The organism is Pseudomonas sp. No.117 (assembly GCF_054558395.1).
The window spans coordinates 240,603-261,010 of sequence record NZ_BAAJNP010000003.1; the positions used below are offsets into that span (position 1 = coordinate 240,603).

General features: G+C 69.4%; 22 protein-coding genes. 20 read left to right on the plus strand and 2 right to left on the minus strand.

Annotation, left to right across the window (positions count from 1 at the left end; all coding sequences use genetic code 11):
- Positions 1–29: 29 nt before the first annotated feature.
- Positions 30–920: a LysR substrate-binding domain-containing protein gene (locus ACYJP6_RS07875; protein WP_459474488.1), complete on the minus strand. Its 891-nt coding sequence runs from the start codon at positions 918–920 to the stop codon at positions 30–32.
- Positions 921–1,028: 108 nt separating this feature from the next.
- Here ACYJP6_RS07875 and ACYJP6_RS07880 point away from each other — a divergent pair, with 108 nt between their 5' ends.
- From ACYJP6_RS07880 to ACYJP6_RS07975, 20 genes are all read left to right on the plus strand, one after another.
- A complete protein-coding gene (locus ACYJP6_RS07880; protein ID WP_459474489.1) occupies positions 1,029–2,306 on the plus strand; it encodes an MFS transporter in 1,278 nt (425 codons plus the stop codon).
- A gap of 903 nt (positions 2,307–3,209) precedes the next feature.
- Positions 3,210–3,932 (plus strand): beta-ketoacyl synthase chain length factor, encoded by a 723-nt coding sequence (locus ACYJP6_RS07885; RefSeq protein WP_459474490.1) that lies wholly within the window; start codon positions 3,210–3,212, stop codon positions 3,930–3,932.
- On the plus strand, positions 3,929–4,696 hold the full coding sequence (locus ACYJP6_RS07890; RefSeq protein ID WP_459474491.1) for a lysophospholipid acyltransferase family protein: 768 nt from the start codon (positions 3,929–3,931) through the stop codon (positions 4,694–4,696). The genes ACYJP6_RS07885 and ACYJP6_RS07890 overlap by 4 nt, the downstream gene beginning before the upstream one ends.
- Positions 4,689–4,949, plus strand: coding sequence for a phosphopantetheine-binding protein (locus tag ACYJP6_RS07895; protein ID WP_145006276.1), 261 nt, complete (start codon positions 4,689–4,691; stop codon positions 4,947–4,949). Before ACYJP6_RS07890 ends, ACYJP6_RS07895 begins: the two co-directional genes overlap by 8 nt.
- A 10-nt stretch (positions 4,950–4,959) precedes the next feature.
- Complete coding sequence (locus ACYJP6_RS07900; protein WP_145006274.1) at positions 4,960–5,214, plus strand: acyl carrier protein; 255 nt, start codon at positions 4,960–4,962, stop codon at positions 5,212–5,214.
- Positions 5,215–5,224: 10 nt separating this feature from the next.
- Entirely contained in the window at positions 5,225–5,797 is a 573-nt protein-coding gene (locus ACYJP6_RS07905; RefSeq protein WP_459474492.1) for a COG4648 family protein, read from the plus strand.
- A complete protein-coding gene (locus ACYJP6_RS07910; RefSeq protein WP_459474493.1) occupies positions 5,794–7,440 on the plus strand; it encodes an AMP-binding protein in 1,647 nt (548 codons plus the stop codon). The genes ACYJP6_RS07905 and ACYJP6_RS07910 overlap by 4 nt, the downstream gene beginning before the upstream one ends.
- The gene (locus tag ACYJP6_RS07915) at positions 7,437–8,174 is read left to right on the plus strand and encodes a glycosyltransferase family 2 protein (RefSeq protein ID WP_459474494.1); all 738 of its coding nucleotides are present in this window, start codon (positions 7,437–7,439) and stop codon (positions 8,172–8,174) included. The genes ACYJP6_RS07910 and ACYJP6_RS07915 overlap by 4 nt, the downstream gene beginning before the upstream one ends.
- The gene (locus ACYJP6_RS07920) at positions 8,171–9,091 is read left to right on the plus strand and encodes an LpxL/LpxP family acyltransferase (protein ID WP_459474495.1); all 921 of its coding nucleotides are present in this window, start codon (positions 8,171–8,173) and stop codon (positions 9,089–9,091) included. Before ACYJP6_RS07915 ends, ACYJP6_RS07920 begins: the two co-directional genes overlap by 4 nt.
- A 29-nt stretch (positions 9,092–9,120) precedes the next feature.
- Positions 9,121–9,555 carry an acyl-CoA thioesterase gene (locus ACYJP6_RS07925; RefSeq protein ID WP_459474496.1) on the plus strand — a complete coding sequence of 145 codons (435 nt, stop codon included), beginning with the start codon at positions 9,121–9,123 and terminating at the stop codon, positions 9,553–9,555.
- On the plus strand, positions 9,543–10,127 hold the full coding sequence (locus ACYJP6_RS07930; protein WP_459474498.1) for an outer membrane lipoprotein carrier protein LolA: 585 nt from the start codon (positions 9,543–9,545) through the stop codon (positions 10,125–10,127). The genes ACYJP6_RS07925 and ACYJP6_RS07930 overlap by 13 nt, the downstream gene beginning before the upstream one ends.
- A complete protein-coding gene (locus ACYJP6_RS07935) occupies positions 10,124–12,448 on the plus strand; it encodes an MMPL family transporter (protein WP_459474499.1) in 2,325 nt (774 codons plus the stop codon). The genes ACYJP6_RS07930 and ACYJP6_RS07935 overlap by 4 nt, the downstream gene beginning before the upstream one ends.
- Entirely contained in the window at positions 12,441–13,688 is a 1,248-nt protein-coding gene (locus ACYJP6_RS07940) for an NAD(P)/FAD-dependent oxidoreductase (RefSeq protein WP_459474501.1), read from the plus strand. The genes ACYJP6_RS07935 and ACYJP6_RS07940 overlap by 8 nt, the downstream gene beginning before the upstream one ends.
- Complete coding sequence (locus ACYJP6_RS07945; RefSeq protein ID WP_459474502.1) at positions 13,685–14,185, plus strand: hypothetical protein; 501 nt, start codon at positions 13,685–13,687, stop codon at positions 14,183–14,185. The genes ACYJP6_RS07940 and ACYJP6_RS07945 overlap by 4 nt, the downstream gene beginning before the upstream one ends.
- Complete coding sequence (locus ACYJP6_RS07950) at positions 14,182–15,366, plus strand: beta-ketoacyl-[acyl-carrier-protein] synthase family protein (protein ID WP_459474503.1); 1,185 nt, start codon at positions 14,182–14,184, stop codon at positions 15,364–15,366. The genes ACYJP6_RS07945 and ACYJP6_RS07950 overlap by 4 nt, the downstream gene beginning before the upstream one ends.
- Positions 15,363–15,812: an ApeP family dehydratase gene (locus tag ACYJP6_RS07955; RefSeq protein WP_459474504.1), complete on the plus strand. Its 450-nt coding sequence runs from the start codon at positions 15,363–15,365 to the stop codon at positions 15,810–15,812. Before ACYJP6_RS07950 ends, ACYJP6_RS07955 begins: the two co-directional genes overlap by 4 nt.
- The gene (gene fabG / locus ACYJP6_RS07960; RefSeq protein WP_459474505.1) at positions 15,809–16,546 is read left to right on the plus strand and encodes a 3-oxoacyl-ACP reductase FabG; all 738 of its coding nucleotides are present in this window, start codon (positions 15,809–15,811) and stop codon (positions 16,544–16,546) included. Before ACYJP6_RS07955 ends, fabG begins: the two co-directional genes overlap by 4 nt.
- On the plus strand, positions 16,546–17,778 hold the full coding sequence (locus ACYJP6_RS07965) for a beta-ketoacyl-ACP synthase (RefSeq protein ID WP_459474506.1): 1,233 nt from the start codon (positions 16,546–16,548) through the stop codon (positions 17,776–17,778). Before fabG ends, ACYJP6_RS07965 begins: the two co-directional genes overlap by 1 nt.
- 23 nt (positions 17,779–17,801) lie before the next feature.
- On the plus strand, positions 17,802–18,200 hold the full coding sequence (locus ACYJP6_RS07970; protein ID WP_459474508.1) for a hypothetical protein: 399 nt from the start codon (positions 17,802–17,804) through the stop codon (positions 18,198–18,200).
- Positions 18,201–18,305: 105 nt separating this feature from the next.
- A complete protein-coding gene (locus ACYJP6_RS07975) occupies positions 18,306–18,542 on the plus strand; it encodes a hypothetical protein (protein ID WP_459474509.1) in 237 nt (78 codons plus the stop codon).
- A gap of 238 nt (positions 18,543–18,780) precedes the next feature.
- On the opposite strand, the gene ilvA is transcribed toward ACYJP6_RS07975, so the two are convergent.
- Positions 18,781–20,295: a threonine ammonia-lyase, biosynthetic gene (gene ilvA, locus ACYJP6_RS07980; protein WP_459474510.1), complete on the minus strand. Its 1,515-nt coding sequence runs from the start codon at positions 20,293–20,295 to the stop codon at positions 18,781–18,783.
- Between the last annotated feature and the right edge of the window lie 113 nt (positions 20,296–20,408).

Sequence of the window (20,408 nt, forward strand, 5' to 3'; positions counted from 1 at the left end):
ATCAACAAGAAAGTGCCAACCAATTAAGACTATGAAACGGATTTCATCAACAACCCCACAAACGCCTCCGCCTGCGGCGATACCTCATCCCGGCGCCTGAGCAACCACACCGCCGAGGTCGCCTCGGGATCGTCCAACTCCCGATACACCAGCCCTTCCATTTGGGTGCGCTGGTAGGTGGCGGGCAGCACGGTGACGCCGAGGCCGGCGGCGACCAGGCCGAGGATGATGAGGACTTCGCTGGCCTCCTGGACGATGCGCGGGACGAAGCCGGCACGGGCGGCGAGGGTGTGGAGCTGTTCGTAAAGGCCGGTGCCGAAGCTGCGCGGGAAGTAGACGAAGGGCTCGGCGGCCAGGGCGGCCAGGGGTAGCGGGGCGCTGCCCTGCTGGGCCAGGGGATGGTCGTGCCGCAACGCCACCACAAGGGGTTCGCGGAAGAGTTCGACCGCCACCAGGCTGTCGGGCAATTCGATGGGGCGGATCAGGCCGATCTGCAGGTTGCCGGCGAGCATGGCGTCGATCTGCTCGCGGCTGCTCATCTCCTGCAGTTGCAGCCGTACCTCGGGATAGGCGCGGCGATAGGCGAACAGCGTCTTGGGGATGGTGGCGACGAAGGGTGAGGAGGCGCTGAAGCCCACCTGCAGCTGTCCGGTCTCGCCCCGCCCGGCGCGGCGGACGCGTTCTGCGGCGCGTTCGCTGGCCGCGAGCAGCTGGCGGGCTTCATCGAGAAACAGCCGGCCGGCCTCGGTCAGGGCGACGCGTCTGTTGGTGCGCTCCAGCAGCCGGGTGCCCAGCTCGGCTTCCAAGGCCTGGATCTGCTGGCTGAGCGGTGGCTGAGAGATGTTCAGGCGCTCGGCGGCGCGGCCGAAATGCAGTTCCTCGGCCACCGCCACGAAGTACCTTAGGTGTCGTAATTCCATGCCGCCCTCATTGAGTCGCAGAACATATCAATCGAGACGGACAATATATTGGATATATGGCAGCCACCAGCCTAGGGTGAAGACGTCAGACCTGTCCCTGAGGTATCCGTGAACACGTCCCGGTCGTCCGCTCCGCCGCCGTCCTCTCCGCTCGAATCCCGGCCTGCCGCCAACGAGGCGCAACACGAGCCGGACGCCTTCATCGAAAAGGGTACGCCGCAATTCCTGCGCACCGCCCTGGCGCTGTTCTGCGGCGGCTTCGCCACCTTCGCCCTGCTCTATTGCGTGCAGCCGCTGATGCCGATCTTTTCCCAGGACTTCGGCCTCACGGCGGCGGCCAGCAGCCTGTCGCTGTCCCTGGCGACCGGGCTGATGGCCTGCGGCCTGCTGGTGACCGGGCCGATTTCCGATGCCATAGGACGCAAGTCGGTGATGGTCTATGCGCTGTTCGCCGCCGGAGCCTTCACCCTGGCCAGCGCCCTGATGCCCACCTGGGACGGCATCCTGGTGACCCGCGCCCTGGTCGGGCTGTCACTGGCGGGCGTGGCGGCGGTGGCCATGACCTATCTGGCCGAGGAGGTGCATCCCGAGCACCTGGGCTATGCCATGGGCCTCTATATCAGTGGCAATGCCCTGGGCGGGATGTCAGGCCGGGTGATCAGCGGGGTCCTGGTGGACTTCGTCTCCTGGCGCATCGCCCTGGGCGCCCTGGGCGTCCTGGCCCTGGTGGCGGCGGTGCTGTTCAAGCGCAGCCTGCCGGCCTCCCGGCGTTTCCAGCCGCGGCCCTTGCGGCCGCGCAGCCTGCTCGCCGGCTATGCCCTGCACTTTCGCGATGCCGGCCTGCCCTGGCTGTTCCTGGAGGCCTTCCTGCTGATGGGGGCCTTCGTCACCCTGTTCAACTACATCGGCTATCGCCTGCTGGGCGAGCCCTACCACCTGAGCCAGGCCTGGATCGGCGTGCTGTCGCTGGTGTACCTCGCCGGCATCTACAGCTCGGCCAAGTTCGGCAGCCTGGCCGACCGCTTCGGCCGGCGGCGGGTGTTCGCGGCGGCCATCGTGCTCAAGCTCGCCGGCCTGCTTCTGACCCTGTTCACCCCCCTGTGGCTGGTGCTGCCGGGCATGCTGCTGTTCACCTTCGGCTTCTTCGGCGCCCATTCGGTGGCCAGCAGCTGGGTCGGCCGCCGCGCCCGCCAGGCCCGTGGCCAAGCCTCGTCGCTCTATCTGTTCAGCTACTACGCCGGCTCCAGCGTGGCCGGCACCCTGGGTGGCTTCTGCTGGCACCTGGGCGGCTGGACCGGCGTCGGCCTGTTCATCGGCGCCCTGCTGCTAGGCGCCCTGGCGGTGGCCGTGCGGCTGTCCAGGTTGCAGCCGCTGCCAGCGGCTTGAAGGCACGGTGTGGCTTAGCGCGACAACGATGGGCCACCGTAGGTTGGGCTGAGCGCCGCGAAGCTCAACAGATCCTGGCTAGGGGTGCCACCCATGTTGGGCTTCGACGATGGAGCTGTCTCAACCCAACCTACGACTCATTGCGGCCATGGTGGGTCATCGTAGGTTGGGCTGAGCGCCGCGAAGCCCAACGGACCCGGTCTAGGGGCGCCGCCCATGTTGGGCTTCGACGATGGAGCTGTCTCAACCCAACCTACGACTCATTGCGGCCATGGTGGGTCATCGTAGGTTGGGCTGAGCGCCGCGAAGCCCAACAGACCTGGCCTAGGGGTGCCGCCCATGTTGGGCTTCGACGATGGAGCCGTCTCAACCCAACCTACGGCCCATTGCGGCCATGGCGGGTCATCGTAGGTTGGGCTGAGCGCCGCGAAGCCCAATAGATCCTGGCTAGGGGTGCCGCCCATGTTGGGCTTCGACGATGGAGCCGTCTCAACCCAATCTACGGCCCATTGCGGCCATGGCGGGTCACCGTAGGTTGGGCTGAGCGCCGCGAAGCCCAACGGACCCGGTCTAGGGGCGCCGCCCATGTTGGGCTTCGACGATGGAGCTGTCTCAGCCCAACCTACTGTTTCATCGCAGCCCCGGCCATCAATTCCCCGCCCAATTGCCGCTCGTCGCGCGGAGCGGCGTTTCACGCCCTTGCCGGGCGCCTTCGCCTACCCATCGCGCTAGCCTGTTTCTGAATCCAGGCGCGCCACCGCCACCCTGTCGCAACAAGCGGACAAATGTTTGCCTAGGGTGGGAGCCGCTTGGATAATGCCCGCCGAATGCTGCAATACCCTGCTCATCAGGGATAGATGAAACGGCAAGCACGCAGGCTCCGGGGTAGATTCAGCCGTGAAGATGCATTTCCAGATTAGCGATTGGCGCGCCTGGGCGCCTGGTCTCGTCGACCAGGCCGCCTGGCAGCAGTGGTGCGCCGCGCCCTGGAGCCCGGCGGACGACGGCAGCCAGCCCGATGCCAGCTTCCTACCCGCCATGCAGCGCCGTCGCCTCAGCCGCCTGGCGCGGATGACCTTCCAGGTGGCCTGGCCGCTGGCGGACGCCCATGGCGCGCCGCTGCCGCTGATCTTCGCCTCGCGCCACGGCGAGACCCCGCGCACCCTGGCCATCCTCCAGGAACTGGCCCGCGGCGAGCCCCTCTCCCCCACCCAGTTCAGCCTCTCGGTGCACAACGCCATCATCGGCCAGTGGTCGATCCTGCGCGGCGATCACAGCGAGATGAATGCCCTGGCGACCGGCCGGGACGGCCTCGAACACGCCGTGCTGGAGGCCTGCACCCTGTTGGCCGAAGGCGCCACTGGCGTCCTGGTGGTGATCGCCGAGGAAGCGCCGCCGGTCCTCTATGCCCCGCAGATCGACGACGTGCCCTTTCCCTATGCGGTCGGCCTGCTGCTCACGCCCGGTAGCGACTGCAGCCTGCAAGGCATGCCGGCGCCCGCGGCAGCCGCGGGCAGCGCCTGGCCCCATGCCCTGCAACTGCTGCGCCTGCTGGAAAGCCGGGGTGCCCTGCACCACGCCCATGCCGGCCGAGGCTGGCAGTGGCAGGCGGAGGCCTGCGGGTGAGCGGCCGGCTCGACCATGGCTACCGGTTGTTGGCCACGGGGCTGAATTTCGTGGTGTTCGGGTGCGGTGCCCTGGTCTTCCGATTGCTGATCCTGCCCGTCCTGCTGGCCCTGCCCGGGGATGCCCTGCGCCGTCGCCAGCGCGCCCGGCGCGCCAACGCCCGGCTGTTCCGCTCCTTCATCGCCTTCATGGTGCTGACCCGGGTGATGAAGCTGAGCATCCAGGGCCGCGAGCGCCTGGGGCGGCCCGGGCAGCTGATCATTGCCAACCACCCCTCGCTGATCGACGTGGTGGTGCTCATCGGCCTGGTGCCCGACGCCAATTGCGTGGTCAAGCAGGGCCTCTGGCAGAATCCCTATCTCAAGCGGCAGATCCAGGCCGCCGGCTACATCAGCAACAACGGCAGCGCCGAGATGCTCGACGAAGCCGCCGACGCCCTGCGCGAAGGCCAGACGCTGATCGTCTTTCCCGAGGGCACCCGCACCACCCCTGGCGAGCCGCCGCGCTTCCACCGCGGCGCCGCGGCCATCGCCCTGCGCGGCGCCCGCTGCATCACCCCGGTGATCATCCGCGTGGTGCCCAGCACCCTGACCAAGGCCACGCCCTGGTATCGCATTCCCGCGCGGCGCTTCGACTTCCAGCTGGAGGTCGGCGCCGACATCGATCCCACCACCTTCGCCGGGCGGCCGTTGCCGCTGGCGTCGCGTGAACTCAACGACCAGCTGCACCAGCTCTACCTGAAGGAAACCGGCAACCATGACTGACCTCAACCTCGAGCTCAAAAGCCTGATCATCGAGGCGCTCGGCCTCGAGGACGTCACCGTCGACGACATCGGCGACGACCAGACCCTGTTCGGCGACGGCCTGGGCCTGGATTCGGTGGATGCCCTGGAACTGGGCCTGGCGATCCAGAAGCGCTATGGCATCCGCATTGACGCCGAAGCCAAGGACACCCGCACCCACTTCGCCAACGTCAACGCCCTCGCGGCCTTCGTCGCCGCCCAGCGCGCCGCCTGAGGAGATCGCCATGCAAACCCGTGACGCCATCTTCGACACCCTGCGCAACGCCCTGGTCGAGCTGTTCGAGCTGGAACCCGAGCGCGTGACCCTGGACGCCAATCTCTACGAGGACCTGGAGATCGACAGCATCGACGCCGTCGACCTGATCGACCACCTGCGCCGCCAGACCGGCCACAAGATCGCCGCCGAGCAGTTCCGCCAGGTGCGCACCGTGGGCGACGTGGTCGAGGCCGTCCATCGCATCAGCCAAGCGGAAGCCTGATCCGCCGCTTATGAGTGCCCTGCCTTCCCGCTCACCCCTGGGCCTGGTCGCCGGTGCCCTGCTGCTCCTGCTCGGCCTGGCCTATCCCTTCGCCGTCTATTTCGGCCTGCAGCACCTCTCGCCACGGCTGTTCGCCGCCGGCCTCGGCGCCCTCTGGGGCTTGCGCCTGCTGCAACCCGGCCTCAATGGCCTGCAGCGCAGCACCGCCCTGGTCGCCCTCGGCTTCTGCCTGCTGCTGGCCCTGAGCGACGCCGCCGTGCTCCTGCGCTGGTATCCGGTGCTGCTCAGCCTGTTCCTGCTGGCGCTGTTCGGCCTGAGCCTGTTGCGCGGCCAGCCGGTGATCGAGCGGCTGGCGCGGCTGCGCGAACCCGAGCTGCCGCCGCGCGCGGTGCGCTACACCCGCCGGGTGACCCAGGTCTGGTGCCTGTTCTTCCTGTTCAATGCCGCGACCGCCGCCGCCCTGGCGCTCTGGGCGCCGCTGGCCTGGTGGACGCTCTATACCGGCGTGATCGCCTACGGGCTGATGGGCCTGCTATTCGCCGGCGAATGGCTGATCCGCCAGCGCGTACGGAGGCAGCCATGAAGTTCACGCCCCTGGCCGACCTGCTCGGCCCCGCGAGCCCCCTGGATGCCGTCCTGCAACAGCGCGCCCTACGCCTGGCAGCGGCCTTCCAGGCGGCTGGACTCCAGCGCCTGGCGCTGCACCTGGACGACGCCGAAGACCTGGCCTGCGCCCTGCTCGGCGCCTGGCGCGCCGGGGTCGAGGTGATCCTGCCGGCCGACGCCCAGCCCGCTACCCGCGCCCGGCTGGCCCCGACCCTGGATGCCTGGCTGGACCATCTCAGCGACTGGGAAGCCACGGCGCCTTTGGCACCGGCCGCGCTCGATCTGCAGGCGCCGCTGCTGACCCTGAGCACCTCGGGCTCCAGCGGTGAACCCAAGCTGATCGCCAAGCAGCTGTTCCAGCTGGCCAACGAGGTGGCGGCCCTGGAGTGGCTGTGGGGTGAGTCCCTCGGCGACGCCACCATCCTCGGCAGCGTCTCCACCCAGCACATCTATGGCCTGCTGTTCCGCGTGCTCTGGCCGCTCTGCGCCGGGCGTCCCTTCGCCCGCCAGGCGCTGCCCTTCACCGAGGAATTGCAGCGCGAGACCGCCGCCCTGCTGCGCGAAGGCCAGCGGGCGGTATGGATCAGCAGTCCGGCGCTGCTCAAGCGCCTGGGTGAGAATCTCGACGACGCCGTCCTCGGCCAGGTGGTGCGGGTATTCTCTTCTGGCGGCGTGCTGCCGGGTGCGGCCGCCAAGGCCTGTCAGCAGCGCTTCGATCGTTATCCCACCGAGGTCTATGGCAGCTCCGAGACCGGCGGCATCGCCTGGCGCCAAGGCCCGCAACCCTGGCAGGCCTTTGCCGACCTCGAGCTGGGCCAGGATGGCGAGGGCGCCCTCTGGCTGACCTCGCCCTATCTGCCCCTAGGCCTGCGCGAGCAGACCATGGATGAGGTGCAACTACTGGGCGACGGGCGCTTCGAGCTGCTCGGGCGCCTGGATCGCATCGTCAAGCTCGAAGAAAAGCGCATCGCCCTGCCGGCCCTGGAAGAGCGCCTGCTCGGCCACCCGGCCATCGCCGACGTACGCCTGGGCGTGGTGCACCAGGGTCGCGCCCTGCTCGGTGCCCTGGTCGCCCTCACCGAGCACGGGCTGCACCAGCTACGCAACGGCGGTCGCCGCGCCCTGGTGGCCGAGCTGCGCGAACACCTGGTCGGCCACTGCGAAGCCATCGCCCTGCCGCGCCGCTGGCGGCTGCTGCTGGCGCTGCCTTATAGCGCCCAGGGCAAGCTGGCCCAGGCCGAGGTGGAGCGGCTGCTGGCCCAGCCACGGCCGGTGGAGATCGAGCCACTGAGCGTCGAACGGACGGCAGACGGCTGGCGCCTGGAATTGGCAGTCGCCCCGGACCTGGCGTTCTTTTCCGGCCACTTCCCTACGGCGCCGGTGGTGCCGGGGGTGGTGCAGGTCGGCTGGGCCCAGCGCCTGGCCCGCCAGCACCTGAAGCTGCCCGCCGACTTCGCCGGCATGGAAGTGCTCAAGTTCCAACAGTTGCTGCGACCTGGTGATCGGGTGACCCTGACCTTTCACTTCGACGCCGCCCGCAGCAAGCTGCACTTCGCCTTTCGCCAGGGCGAGGCAGCCTGTTCCTCCGGGCGCATCCTGCTCAAGGAGGTGCGGTCTTGAGCTTTCGGGCCTGCGCGGTGATCCCGGTGTTCGACCACGAGCACGCCCTGCCGTTGGTGGTCCAGGCGCTGCGCCAGCGCGCCCTGCCCTGCGTGCTGGTGGACGACGCCTCCAGCCCCGCCTGCGCCCAGGTGATGGACGCGCTGGCAGAGCAACCCGACATCCACCTGCTGCGCCTGCCGGTCAACCAGGGCAAGGGCGGCGCGGTGATGGCGGGGCTCGCCGAGGCGCAACGGCTGGGCTTCAGCCATGCCCTGCAGGTGGATGCCGACGGCCAGCACGACCTCGACGACGTGGCCGCCTTCCTCGCCGAGGCCCAGGCGCATCCAGACGCGCTGATCTGCGGCTATCCGCGCTTCGACGACTCGGTACCCAAGGGCCGGCTCTATGCCCGCTACCTCACCCATGTCTGGGTCTGGATCAATAGTCTGTCGCTCAAGATCCGCGACAGCATGTGCGGCTTTCGCGTCTATCCGCTGGCGCCGACCCTGGCGGTGATCCGCGCCGGTGGCCTGGGCAAGCGCATGGATTTCGACCCGGAGATCCTGGTGCGCCTGGCCTGGCGCGACCAGCCGATGCGCTGGCGCCCGACCCGGGTGCACTATCCACTGGATGGCCGCTCGCACTTTCGCCTCTGGCAGGACAACGTGCTGATCTCGCGCATGCACACCCGGCTGTTCTTTGGCATGCTCCTGCGCGCGCCGCGCCTGCTCTGGCGGCGGGTGCGTCGATGAACGGCCACTGGGCGCAACAGCGCGAGCGCGGCAGCCCCTTGCTGATGCGCCTCACCGCCTGGCTGGCGCGCCACCTGGGTCGCCGTGCCATCGCGCCGCTGCTGCGGCTGATCGTGCTGTATTTCTTCCTGTTCGGCGCTCGCGCCCGCCGTGGCATCCGCGAGTACCAGCAGCGCCTGGCAGACTGGAGCGGTCGCTCCGATTTGCAGCCCAGCTGGCGCAGCGGCTATGCCCAGTTCATGGCCTTCGCCGAGGCCCTGCTGGACAAGCTCGACGCCTGGAACGGTCGCCTCGGCCTGGATCAGGTGCGCTTGCACGATGAGGATCAGGTGCACAGCCGCATGCACGGGCCGCGCGGCGAAATCCTGGTCACCGCCCACCTGGGCAACCTGGAGGTCTGCCGTGCCCTGGCCCAGCTGGGGCGGCGGGTACGGCTCAATGTGCTGGTGCACACTCGCCACGCCGAGGCCTTCAATCGCCTGCTGGAAGAAGCCGGCGCCAGCGACCTGCGGCTGATCCAGGTCAGCGAACTGGACCCGGCGGTGATGCTGCAGCTGAGCGAGCGCCTGGAGCGTGGCGAATGGCTGGCCATCGCCGGCGACCGGGTGCCGCTGCACGGCGGGCGCACCGTCACAGTGGATTTCCTCGGCGCCCCGGCGCCCTTTCCCCAGGGCCCCTGGCTGCTGGCCCACCTGTTGCGCTGCCCGACCAACCTGCTGTTCTGCCTGCGCGAAGCCGACGGCTACCACCTCTACCTGGAAGACTTCGCCCCGGCGCCGGCCTGGCGCCGCCAGGAGCGCGCCGCCGGTATCCAGGGCCTGGCCCAGGCCTATGCTGAGCGCCTCGCCGCCCATTGCCTGAAGGCCCCACGGCAGTGGTTCAATTTCTATCCCTTCTGGAGTCGCCATGAAGCTTGAGGCTGGTCGAAACAGTTGCTGGAGGCGCCATGCGTAAGACCGGTGCCCTGCAGGTCGAGGTGGAGATCGACATCCCCTTCTTCGACGTCGACATGATGGAGATCGTCTGGCACGGCCATTATGTGAAGTACCTGGAGGTGGCGCGCTGCGCCCTGCTCGACCGTCTCCAGCACAACTACCTGCAGATGCGCGATTCCGGCTATGGCTGGCCGGTGATCGACCTGCAGATCCGCTACATCCGTCCGCTGCTGTTCCAACAGCGCATCCGCGTGCGGGTCGACCTAGTGGAATGGGAGAACCGCCTCAAGCTCCATTACCTGATCAGCGACGCCGCCACCGGCGAACGCCTGACCCGCGCCAGCACCGTGCAGGTGGCCGTGGACCTGGGCAGCCGCGAGATGCAGCTGGCTTCGCCCCGGGTCTTCGTCGACGCCGTGGAGAGGGCCCTGGCATGCGCAAGCTGATCGCTCTGCTACTCGCGCTGGCCGCGCCCCTGGCCCAGGCCTTCGACCTCGACGACCTGGCCACCCAACTGGCGCGGCCGACGGTGGTCGCGGGCAGCTTCGTCCAGCAACGCTATCTGCGCGCCCTGCCGCAGCCGCTGACCAGCAGCGGCCACTTCACCCTGGCGCGCGGCCTGGGCCTGCTCTGGCGGCTGGAAAAACCCCTGGCGCAGACCTATCGCATCACCCCCGGCGCCATCGCCAAGCAGACGCCGGCCGGCTGGACGCCGTTGCCTGGCAGCGACCTGGCCGCCCGCCAGAGTGCCCTGTTCCTCGCCGTGCTCGGCGGCGATCGCAGCGGCCTGGAGCGCGACTTCGAGCTGGCCCTGAGCGGTGACGCCAGTCACTGGCAACTGCGCCTGACCCCGCGCGGCGCCCTGCTCAAGCAGGTGTTCGATGGCATCCGTATCCAGGGCAGGGCCCTGGTGGAGCAGGTGGAAATCCGCGAGACCCAGGGCGACCGCAGCCTGCTCACCCTCGACGGCCAGGCCAGCGACGCCGTGAGCGCCGATCAGCGCGCGGCCTTCCAGTGATCCGCCTGCAGCGCCCCTTCCTGCTGTTCCTGCTCGCCCTGCTGGCGCTCAGCGCCTGGCAGTGGCGGCATGGCCCGCCGGTGGCAGCCGACCTGCTGGCGCTCCTGCCCCAGGGCGCCGGCGATGCCCTCACCCTGCAAGCCGAGGCGCGCATGGCCGAGCCGCTCAACCGCGAGGTGCTGCTGCTGGTGGGCCATCCCCAGCGCGAGCGACTGCCGGCCCTGGCCGAGCGTCTGGGCCAGGCCTGGTCGCGGGAGCCGCTGTTCGAAAGGGTGCAGTGGCAACTCACCCCTGACCTGCCCGGCCTGCGCCGGCAACTCCTGGCCAGTCGCCTGGCGCTGGCACCGGCGCCAGCGCGCGACGAGTTGCTCAAGACGCCCGACGCCTATCTGCAAGCCCGCGCCGCGGCCCTCTTCGATCCCTTCGCTGGCGCCGGCGCCCTGCCCCTGGAGCAGGATTGGTTCGGCCTCGGCCTGTTGGTGCAGCGCCAGCTCACCCCGGCCAGCAAGGTCGACTTCGACGCCGGCAGCGGTCTGCTGCTGGCCCAGGGCGACGGCCTGACCTGGGCGCTGATCCGCGCCCGCACCCGCGCCGATGCCTTCGACTTCGATGCCCCGCCGCAGGTGGAAGCCCTGATCGAGGCCGCCCGCCGCGAGGTGGTGGCCGACGGCGGTCAGTTGCTGGCCGCCAGCGGCCTGAGATATGCCGCCGCCGGCCAGGCCACCGCCAGTCGCGAGATGTCGCTGATCGGTGGCCTCGCCACCCTGGGCACCCTGGCCCTGCTCTTGGGGCTGTTCCGCCGCTGGCGGGTACTGCTCAGCCTGCTGGCGGTGGGCGTGGCCCTGCTGGCTGGCAGCGCCGCCTGCGTGCTCTTGTTCGGCCAGATCAACGCCCTCACCCTGATCCTTGGCGCCAGCCTGACCGGGGTGGCCGCCGACTATCCGCTGCACTATCTCAGCAAGAGCTGGAAGGGCGGCCCCTGGGACGCCGAGGCCATCCTGCGCGAGACCCTGCCCGGTCTGTCCCTCAGCCTGGCCACCAACCTGCTCGGTTATCTGGCGCTGGCCTGCACGCCCTTTCCGGCGCTGACCCAGGTGGCGGTGTTTTCCGCCGCCGGCCTGATCGGCGCCTACCTCACCACCGTCTGCCTGTTGCCGGCCTGGTGGCGCCGCCTGGACCTGGCGCCCCCGGCCGCGCCGCTGCGCCTCATGCAGCGCCTGCTGGACCTGCGCCTGCGCCTGCTGGCCCGCACCGGCAGCCTGCCGCTGCTCCTGGCGTTGCTGGCCTTTTGCGGTGCCGGTGCCTGGCAGCTACACACCCAGAACGACCTGCGCCTCTGGCTCGGCCAGGACCCGGCGCTGACCCGGGAAGCCCAGGACATCGCCCGCCTCACCGGCCTGCAACCCACCAGCCAGTTCTTCCTGGTTCGCGGCGCGGATGCCGACGAGGTGCTGCAGCGCCAGAGCGCCCTGGGCCAGCGCCTGGAGGGATTGGTCCAGGCGGGTCAGCTACAGGGTTATCGCGCCCTGAGCGGCCTGGTAGCGCCCGCTGCCGCCCAGGCGGAACTGCGTCAGGCCCTGGCCGGCTGGAGCGAGCGCCTGCAACCCCTGCTGGCCGTCGGCATTCCCGCCGAGGCCTTGCAGGCGGAGCTGAAACGACTGCAACAGCTGCCCGACGTGACGCTCGACCAGGCCCTGGCCGGCCCCTTGGGCGAACCCTGGCGCCCGCTCTGGCTGGGCCGCACAAGCGACGGCGGCGCGGCCGGCCTGGTCAGCCTGCAAGGCCTGGGCAACGCCCAGGTGCTGCAACGGGTGGCCGACGGCCTGCCCGGCGTGCAGCTGGTGGACCGCCTGGGCGAATTGAGCGGGCTGTTCGTCCATACCCAGCGCCTGGCAGTGGAACTCAAGCTGCTGGCCTCGGGCGCCATCTTCCTGCTCCTGCTCTGGGCCTTCGGCCGCCGGGCGGCGCTGCGCATCGTCTGCCTGCCGCTGCTGGCCGCCCTGGCGGCCCTGGCCTGCCTGGGCTGGCTGGGCCAGCCGCTGACCCTGTTCAGCCTCTTCGCCCTGCTGCTCATCACCGCCATCGGCGTGGACTACGCCATCCTCATGCACGAGGCCATCGGTGGCGCGGCGGTGAGTCTGCTCGGTGGCCTGCTATCGGGCGTCGGCAGCTGGCTATCCTTTGGTCTGCTGATGCTCAGCAGTACCCCGGCCATCGCCAACTTCGGCCTGGCCATCAGCCTGGGGCTGGTGTTCAGTTTCCTGCTGGCACCCTGGGCCTCGCCGCCCGTCTCCCACGAAAAGGAATTTCGTCATGGTTGAACATCATCCCCTGGTGGTCATTGGCGCCGGGCCGGCCGGTGCCGTGGTCGCCGCCCTGCTCAGGCGTCGCGGCCATCCGGTGCTGGCCTTGGAAGCCCAGCACTTCCCGCGCTTTTCCATCGGCGAGAGTCTGCTGTCCCACAGTCTGGACTTCATCGAGGAAGCCGGGATGCTGCCGGCCGTCGAAGCCGCAGGATTCCAGACCAAGGTCGGCGCGGCCTTCGCCTGGGGCGAGCGCTATACCGATTTCGACTTCCGCGATACCTACAGTGGCGGGCGCAGCACCTTCCAGGTCCAGCGCGGCCCCTTCGACAAGCTCCTCGCCGACGACGCCGCACGCCAGGGCGTGGAGATCCGCTATGGCCAGCGCGTGACCGCGGTGACCCTGGGCGAAGGCGGTGAGAAAACTCGGATCGAGGTACAGGGCGACGACGGCCAGGCCTATCGGCTGACCACCGACTTCCTGCTCGATGCCAGTGGCTACGGCCGGGTGCTGCCACGCCTGCTGGACCTGGAAGCCCCGTCCGACTTCCCCGTGCGCCGCGCGCTCTTCACCCATGTGGAGGATCGCATCGACGATCCCGCCTTCGACCGCCAGCGCATCCTCATCACCACCCACCCGACATGGCGCGACGTCTGGTTCTGGACCATCCCCTTCAGCGACGGCCGCGCCTCGGTCGGGGTGGTCGCCGCCGCCGAGCGCTATGCCGGACGCGCCGCCGATCTCGCCACCGGTCTGCGCGACTGGGTCGCCGAGACCCCGAGTCTGGCCCGGGTGCTGCACAATGCGGTCTGGGATACCCCGGTGCGTGAACTGGGTGGCTACGCCGCCAACGTCAAGCGACTGCACGGCCCCGGCTTCGCCCTGCTGGGCAACGCCGCCGAGTTTCTCGATCCGGTGTTTTCCTCGGGCGTCACCATCGCCCTGCGCTCCGCCAGCCTGGCCGCGCCCCTGGTGGATCGCCAGTTGCGCGGCGAGCCGGTGGACTGGGAGGCCGAATTCGCCCGGCCACTCAAGGCGGGCGTCGATACGTTCCGTGCCTATGTGGAGGGCTGGTACGATGGCAGCTTCCAGGATGTCATCCATTTCGAACACGCCGATCCCGAGATCCGCCGCATGATCTGCGCCATTCTCGCCGGCTACGCCTGGGACGTTCGCAACCCCTTCGTCAAGGAGCCCCGGCGGCGCCTGCGCCTGCTCGTCGAGCTCTGCCAGCTGAATTCGGTCCACCCTGCATGACCCTCCCCCGTCCCTTCGTCTTCGCGCTGGCCTGCCTGCTGCTGCTCGCCGCCTGCGCCAGCCAGCCGCCGCTGCCCAGCACTCCGCCGCCGCTGACGCACGCCCTCGTCTACCAGGTGGAACGCCAGACCGCCGAGGGCAACGACGCCCTGCTGCTGGCCATCCAGCCGGAGGGCGCGGCCCTGCGCTTTTCGCTGTTCGATCCCCTCGGGGTGCCCCAGGCCCGCCAGGTGCTGGTCGACGGTGCCTGGCACGCCGACGGCCTGCTGCCGCCCAATCCCCGGGCACGCACCTTCTTCAGCGTGCTGCTGTTCGCCATGACCCCCGCCGACCAGCTGCCACGGTCCTATGCCGCGGCCGACTGGCACAGGGCCGCCGACGGCAGCCGCACCCTCAAGGACTGGCAGGTGCGCTATCCCGCCGCCGACCGGCTGGAGCTAGAGGCGCCGGACGCCTCGCGCTATCGCCTGACGCTCTTGCCGGAGTCCGCGCCTTGAGCGCCTACCTGAATGCCCTGGGCCTGCTCTGCGCCCTGGGCCAGGGCAAGGCCGAGGTAGCCCGCGGCCTGTTCGCCGGTGACACGACCGGCATGCAGCCGACCCCGGGCTGGATTCCCGAGCGCCAGCCGCCGGTGGGCACCGTCACCACCGCCCTACCGGCCTGGCCCCCGGAGTGGACGCCCTTCTTCAGCCGCAATAACCAGCTGCTGCTGGCGGCCCTGAGCGAGATCGAGCCGCAGGTGCGCCAGGCCATCGACCGCCATGGCCCCGCGCGCATCGGCGTGGTGCTGGGCACCAGCACCTCGGGCATCCACGAGGCCAGCCTGGGTATCGCCGTGCACCAGCGCAGCGGGCAGCTACCCGAGGGCTACCAGTACGCCCAGCAGGAGCTGGTGGCACCCGCCGATTTCCTCGCCCGCTACCTGGGCCTGAGCGGCCCCTGCTACGGCTTGTCCACCGCCTGCACCAGCAGCGCCCGTGCCCTGCTCAGTGCCCGCCGGCTGTTGGTCCAGGGCCATTGCGACGCCGTGCTCTGCGGTGGCGTGGACAGCCTCTGCGGCCTGACCCTGAACGGCTTCGCCGCCCTGGAAGCGGTCAGCGAATCGCTGTGCAATCCCTTCTCGGTCAATCGCTGCGGCATCAACATCGGTGAGGGCGCGGCGCTGTTCCTGCTGACCCGCGAACCCGGCCCCATCGCCCTGCTCGGCGGCGGCGCCAGTTCCGATGCCCACCACATCTCCGCGCCCGATCCCAGCGGGCGCGGCGCCGTCCAGGCCATGCAGGCGGCCCTGCGCGCCAGTGGCCTGCAGGCGGGCGACATCGGCTATCTCAACCTGCACGGCACCGCTACGCCACACAACGACGCCATGGAAAGCCACGCCACCCAGGCGGTGTTCCCGGCCGGGGTGCCCTGCTCCTCGACCAAGCCGCTGACCGGCCACACCCTCGGCGCCGCCGGCGCCCTGGAAGCCGCCTTCGCCTGGCTGACCCTGGACCCGACCTTCAACCCCGCTGGCCAGTTGCCGCCGCAGCGCTGGGACGGCCAGCCCGACCCGGCCCTGCCACGCCTGGCGCTGACGGATGCCGATAGCCGCCTGGACGGTCGCCGCCACGCCATGAGCAACAGCTTCGCCTTTGGCGGCAGCAACGTCAGCCTCATTCTCGGAGCCACGCCATGATCCCCTGGCCCCTCGCCGAGCTGGTGCCCCATGCCGGCGACATGCTGCTGATCGACGAGATCCTCGCCTGCGACGACCAGGGCATCGAGACCCGCCTGGTGGTGCGCCCCGGCCTCTTCACCGATGCCGAGGGTGACCTGCCGGCCTGGATCGGCGTGGAGCTGATGGCCCAGAGCGTGGCCGCCTTCGCCGGCTGCCAGGCCCGCCGGCGCGGCGAGGCCCCGGCCCTGGGCTTCCTGCTCGGCACCCGCCAGTTCACCTGCGACGTGCCGGCCTTTCCCGCCGGCGGCGAATTGCGCATCCGCGCCCAGCCGGCGCTGGAAAACGACGATGGCATGGCCATCTTCGACTGCCACCTGCAGGGCCCTGGCTGCCAGGCCAGCGCCCGCCTGAACGTCTATCGTCCACCCCAGGTGGATCTGTATCTAGAGGAGCCCGCGCCATGAGCGTCGCCCCCGCTCCGGTCCTGGTGACCGGTTCCAGCCGCGGCCTGGGCCGCGCCATCGCTCTGCGCCTGGCCGCCGCCGGCCATGACCTGGTGCTGCACTGCCGCAGCCGCCGCGAGGAAGCCGAGGCCGTGCGCGCCGAGGTCGAGGCCCTGGGCCGCACGGCGCGGGTGCTGCAATTCGACGTCGGCGACCGCGCCGCCTGTGCCGCCATCCTGGAAGCCGACACCGAGGCCCACGGCGGCTACTACGGGGTGGTCTGCAACGCTGGCCTGACCCGCGACGGCGCCTTTCCGGCGCTGACCGGCGAAGACTGGGACGTGGTCCTGCGCACCAACCTCGACGGCTTCTACAACGTGCTGCATCCGGTGGTCATGCCGATGATCCGCCGCCGCGCGCCGGGGCGCATCGTCTGCATCACCTCGGTCTCCGGATTGATCGGCAATCGCGGCCAGGTCAACTACAGCGCCTCCAAGGCCGGCCTGATCGGCGCTGCCAAGGCGCTGGCGGTGGAGCTGGCCAAGCGCAAGATCACCGTCAACTGCGTCGCCCCGGGGCTGATCGACACCGAAATCCTCGACGAACACGTGCCGGTGGAGAAGATCCTCGAGATGATCCCGGCCGGGCGCATGGGCACTCCCGAGGAGGTGGCCCACGCCGTGGCCTTCCTGCTCACCCCGGAGGCCGGCTACATCACCCGCCAGGTACTGGCGGTCAACGGAGGACTGTGCTGATGGGCGGCCGTCGCGTCGTGATCACCGGGATGGCCGGCGTCACCGCCCTGGGCAGTGACTGGCCGACCATCCGCGCCAACTTCCTCGCCGACCGGAGCGGCATCCGCCGCATGGACGCCTGGGACCGCTACAGCGAGATGAACACCCGCCTGGGCGGACCCATCCTCGACTTCCAGGTGCCGGGCCACTGGACCCGCAAGCAACTGCGCAGCATGGGTCGCGTCTCTCAGTTGGCGGTGGCCGCTGGCGAACGCGCGCTGACCGATGCCGGGCTGCTGGATGACCCGCGCATCAGCGACGGCCGCATGGGCGTGGCCTGCGGCTCCTCCACCGGCAGCACCGACGACATCAAGGCGCTAGCCAACATGCTGCTCAGCGACGCCGCGGTGGGCCTCAACGCCAACACCTATGTGCGCATGATGCCGCACACGGCGGCCGCCAACCTGAGTCTGTTCTTTGGCCTCAAGGGCCGGCTGATCCCCACCTCCAGCGCCTGCACCAGCGGCAGCCAGGGCATCGGCTATGCCTACGAGGCGATCAAGTTCGGGCGCCTGCCGCTGATGCTGGCCGGCGGCGCCGAAGAACTCTGCCCCAGCGAGGCCATGGTCTTCGACACCCTCTATGCCACCAGCCTGCGCAACGACGCGCCCCACACCTCGCCGCGGCCCTACGACCGCAGTCGCGACGGCCTGGTGATCGGCGAAGGCGCCGGCATCCTGGTGCTGGAAGAGCTGGAGCACGCCCTGGCCCGCGGCGCCCATATCCACGCCGAGATCGTCGGCTTCGGCAGCAACGCCGACGGCCAGCATTCCACCCGCCCCGAGCAGGCCACCATGCAGCGCGCCATGGAGCTGGCCCTGGAAGATGCCGGGCTGGCGCCGGACGCCATCGGCTACGTCAACGGCCACGGCACCGCCACCGAGCAGGGCGACATCGCCGAGACCCGCGCCACCCAGGCGCTGTTCGGCGCGCGGATGCCCATCAGCTCGCAGAAGAGCTACCTGGGCCACACTCTCGGCGCCTGCGGCGCCCTGGAATCCTGGTTCAGCATCGCCATGATGAACGAGGCGCTGTTCGTGCCCACCCTCAACCTCGACGACCTGGATCCCCAGTGCGGCGAGCTGGACTATCTGCGCGGCGCGCCGCGGCAGCTGAATACCGAGTTCGTGATGAACAACAACTTCGCCTTCGGCGGGGTGAACACCTCGCTGATCTTCCGCCGCTGGTCCTGATACCCACCCCAGGAGGTTCTTCCATGTTGCGTCGCCTGTTTCTCGTCTTCGGCCTGCTGTGCCTGGCCGCCTGCACCCATGCGCCCTTGGTGACGCCGCAGGAAGTCTTCCCCACCGACCAGGTGCATAACGCTGCCGACGTGCGCCGTGCCATCGTCGAGACCCTCGAACGCCGCGGCTGGACAGTAGGTGACGAGAGTCCCGGCCTGGTGGTCGCCAGCATCCTGGTACGCGGCCGCCACCAGGCCTGGGTCGACATCCCCTACAGCACCAAGGGCTACCAGATCCGCTACCGCGACAGCGCCGGCCTCGACTACGACGGCGAGCACATCCATCGCAACTACAACAAATGGGTGCAACTGCTCGACGCCGATATCCGGCGCCAGTTGCAGTTGCCGGCCGCTGCCGCTGCGGCCCAATAACCAGCCCGGCGCGAGAGCGAGAGCGAGAGGGCGAACCGGGCGCGGGCCGGAACGGCGGAGCGCCCGGCTAGGTCTGTCCTAGACATCCCGCCCGAGGCCGCCACCATGCCCCTTTCGCTCATCCACTACCGCAAGGACGGCGAAGCCCGCCAGCTCGAGGTCGAGCACGCCGAAGTCACCCTCGCGCCGCACCAGGCCGCCCTCGAACTGCTGGAACGTCTCCGCGCCGACGCCGAGAACAGCCTGGCCCTGCCCCCCGCCGATGCGCAGCCTGCAGCCATCCTGCGCCAGGCTGAAGTGCATGGATTGACGGCTATCGAGGTCGAGGCCCTGCTCTCGTAGGTTGGGTTGAGCGCAGCGAAGCCCAACAGATTGGCTTCTGGCGTCTAGTCGCCCTCACCCCAGCCCTCTCCCGGAGGGAGAGGGGGCGCTTAGGCTCCGTAGCGTGGAAAACCGCGTAGCGTTTGCCACTGACAGGATCCACTGCCAATGGTGGATAAGGCTTCGCCGTTATCCACCCTACCCGGATACCACCTTAGGTTGGCGCTGAGCACAGCGAAGCCCAACACCCCACCACATCTCACCCCAGGAACAACCGGTACGCCGGATTCTCCGTCTCATCCCAATAGCGATAGCCGATGGCATCCAGGGTCACCAGCAGCTCGGGACGCTCGGCCTGGCTGGCCTCCAGCGCCGCGAACACCCGGCCATCCGCTGCGCCATGGTTGCGGTAGTGGAACATGCTGATGTTCCAGCGCCCGCCCAGGCGTTCGAGGAAATCGAACAGTGCCCCGGGACGCTCGGGGAATTCGAAGCGGAAGACCTGCTCCTGGCCGACCCGCGCCGCGTGGCCACCCACGGTGTGGCGGATATGCAGCTTGGCCAGTTCGTTGTCGGTCAGGTCCAGTACCGGGAAGCCCTGGTCGCGCAGGCCCTGCAGCAAGGCCTCGCGCGGATCGCGCTGGGGATGGGTCTGGACGCCGACGAAGATATGGGCCTCTTCGCCGGTGTGGTAGCGGTAGTTGAATTCGGTGATCTGCCGCCGGCCCAGGGCTTCGCAGAAGGCGCGGAAGCTGCCCGGCCGCTCGGGGATGGTCACGGCGATGATGGCTTCGCGCTGCTCGCCCAGTTCGGCGCGCTCGGCTACGTGCCGCAGCCGGTCGAAGTTGATATTGGCACCCGAATCGATGGCCACCAGCACCTGGCCAGCCGAGCCCGCGCGCTCGGCGTATTTCTTGATCCCGGCCACGCCCAGGGCGCCGGCTGGTTCGGTGATGGAGCGGGTGTCGTCGTAGATGTCCTTGATCGCCGCGCAGATCTCGTCGGAGCTGACGGTGATCACCTCATCGACATGGCGCCGGCAGATCTCGAAGGTGTGGTGACCGATCTGGGCCACGGCCACGCCATCGGCGAACAGCCCTACCCGCGGCAGCACCACACGCTCATCGGCGGCCATGGCCTGTTGCAGACAGTTGGAATCGTCCGGCTCGACACCGATGACCTTGATCTCGGGGCGCAGGTATTTCACGTAGGCCGCGATGCCGGCGATCAGGCCGCCGCCGCCCACGGGGACGAAGATGGCGTCCAGGCGACCGGGATGCTGGCGCAGGATCTCCATGGCCACGGTGCCCTGGCCGGCGATGACGTCGGGATCGTCATAGGGCGGCACGAAGGTATAGCCCTGCTCCTCGACCAGGCGCAAGGCCTCGGCCAGGGCATCGGGAAAGGCGTCGCCATGCAGCACCACCTCGCCACCGCGCGATTGCACGCCGATGACCTTGAGTTCGGGGGTGGTCCGCGGCATGACGATGATCGCCCGCACACCCAGCTCACGGGCCGCCAGGGCCAGGCCCTGGGCGTGGTTGCCGGCGCTGGCGGCGATCACCCCGCGGGCCTTTTCCGCGGTCGAGAGGCTGGCCAGCTTGGTGTAGGCGCCGCGGATCTTGAAGGAGAACACCGGCTGCAGGTCCTCGCGCTTGAGCAGCACCTGGCAACCGAGCCGCTCGGACAGCGCCCGCGCCGGTTGCAGGGGCGTTTCGATCGCCACGTCGTAGACGGGGGCGAGCAGGGTCTTCTTCACGTACTGTTCGAGCATCGGCGGGGCGATCCGGTGGGTGCGGCGGGGGCGAAAAGTCTACTACGGGCACCCCTGGGTAGGTTAGCCAAGCCGTCCGAGCGGCTATAATCGGCGACCCTCCACCCGTTTCT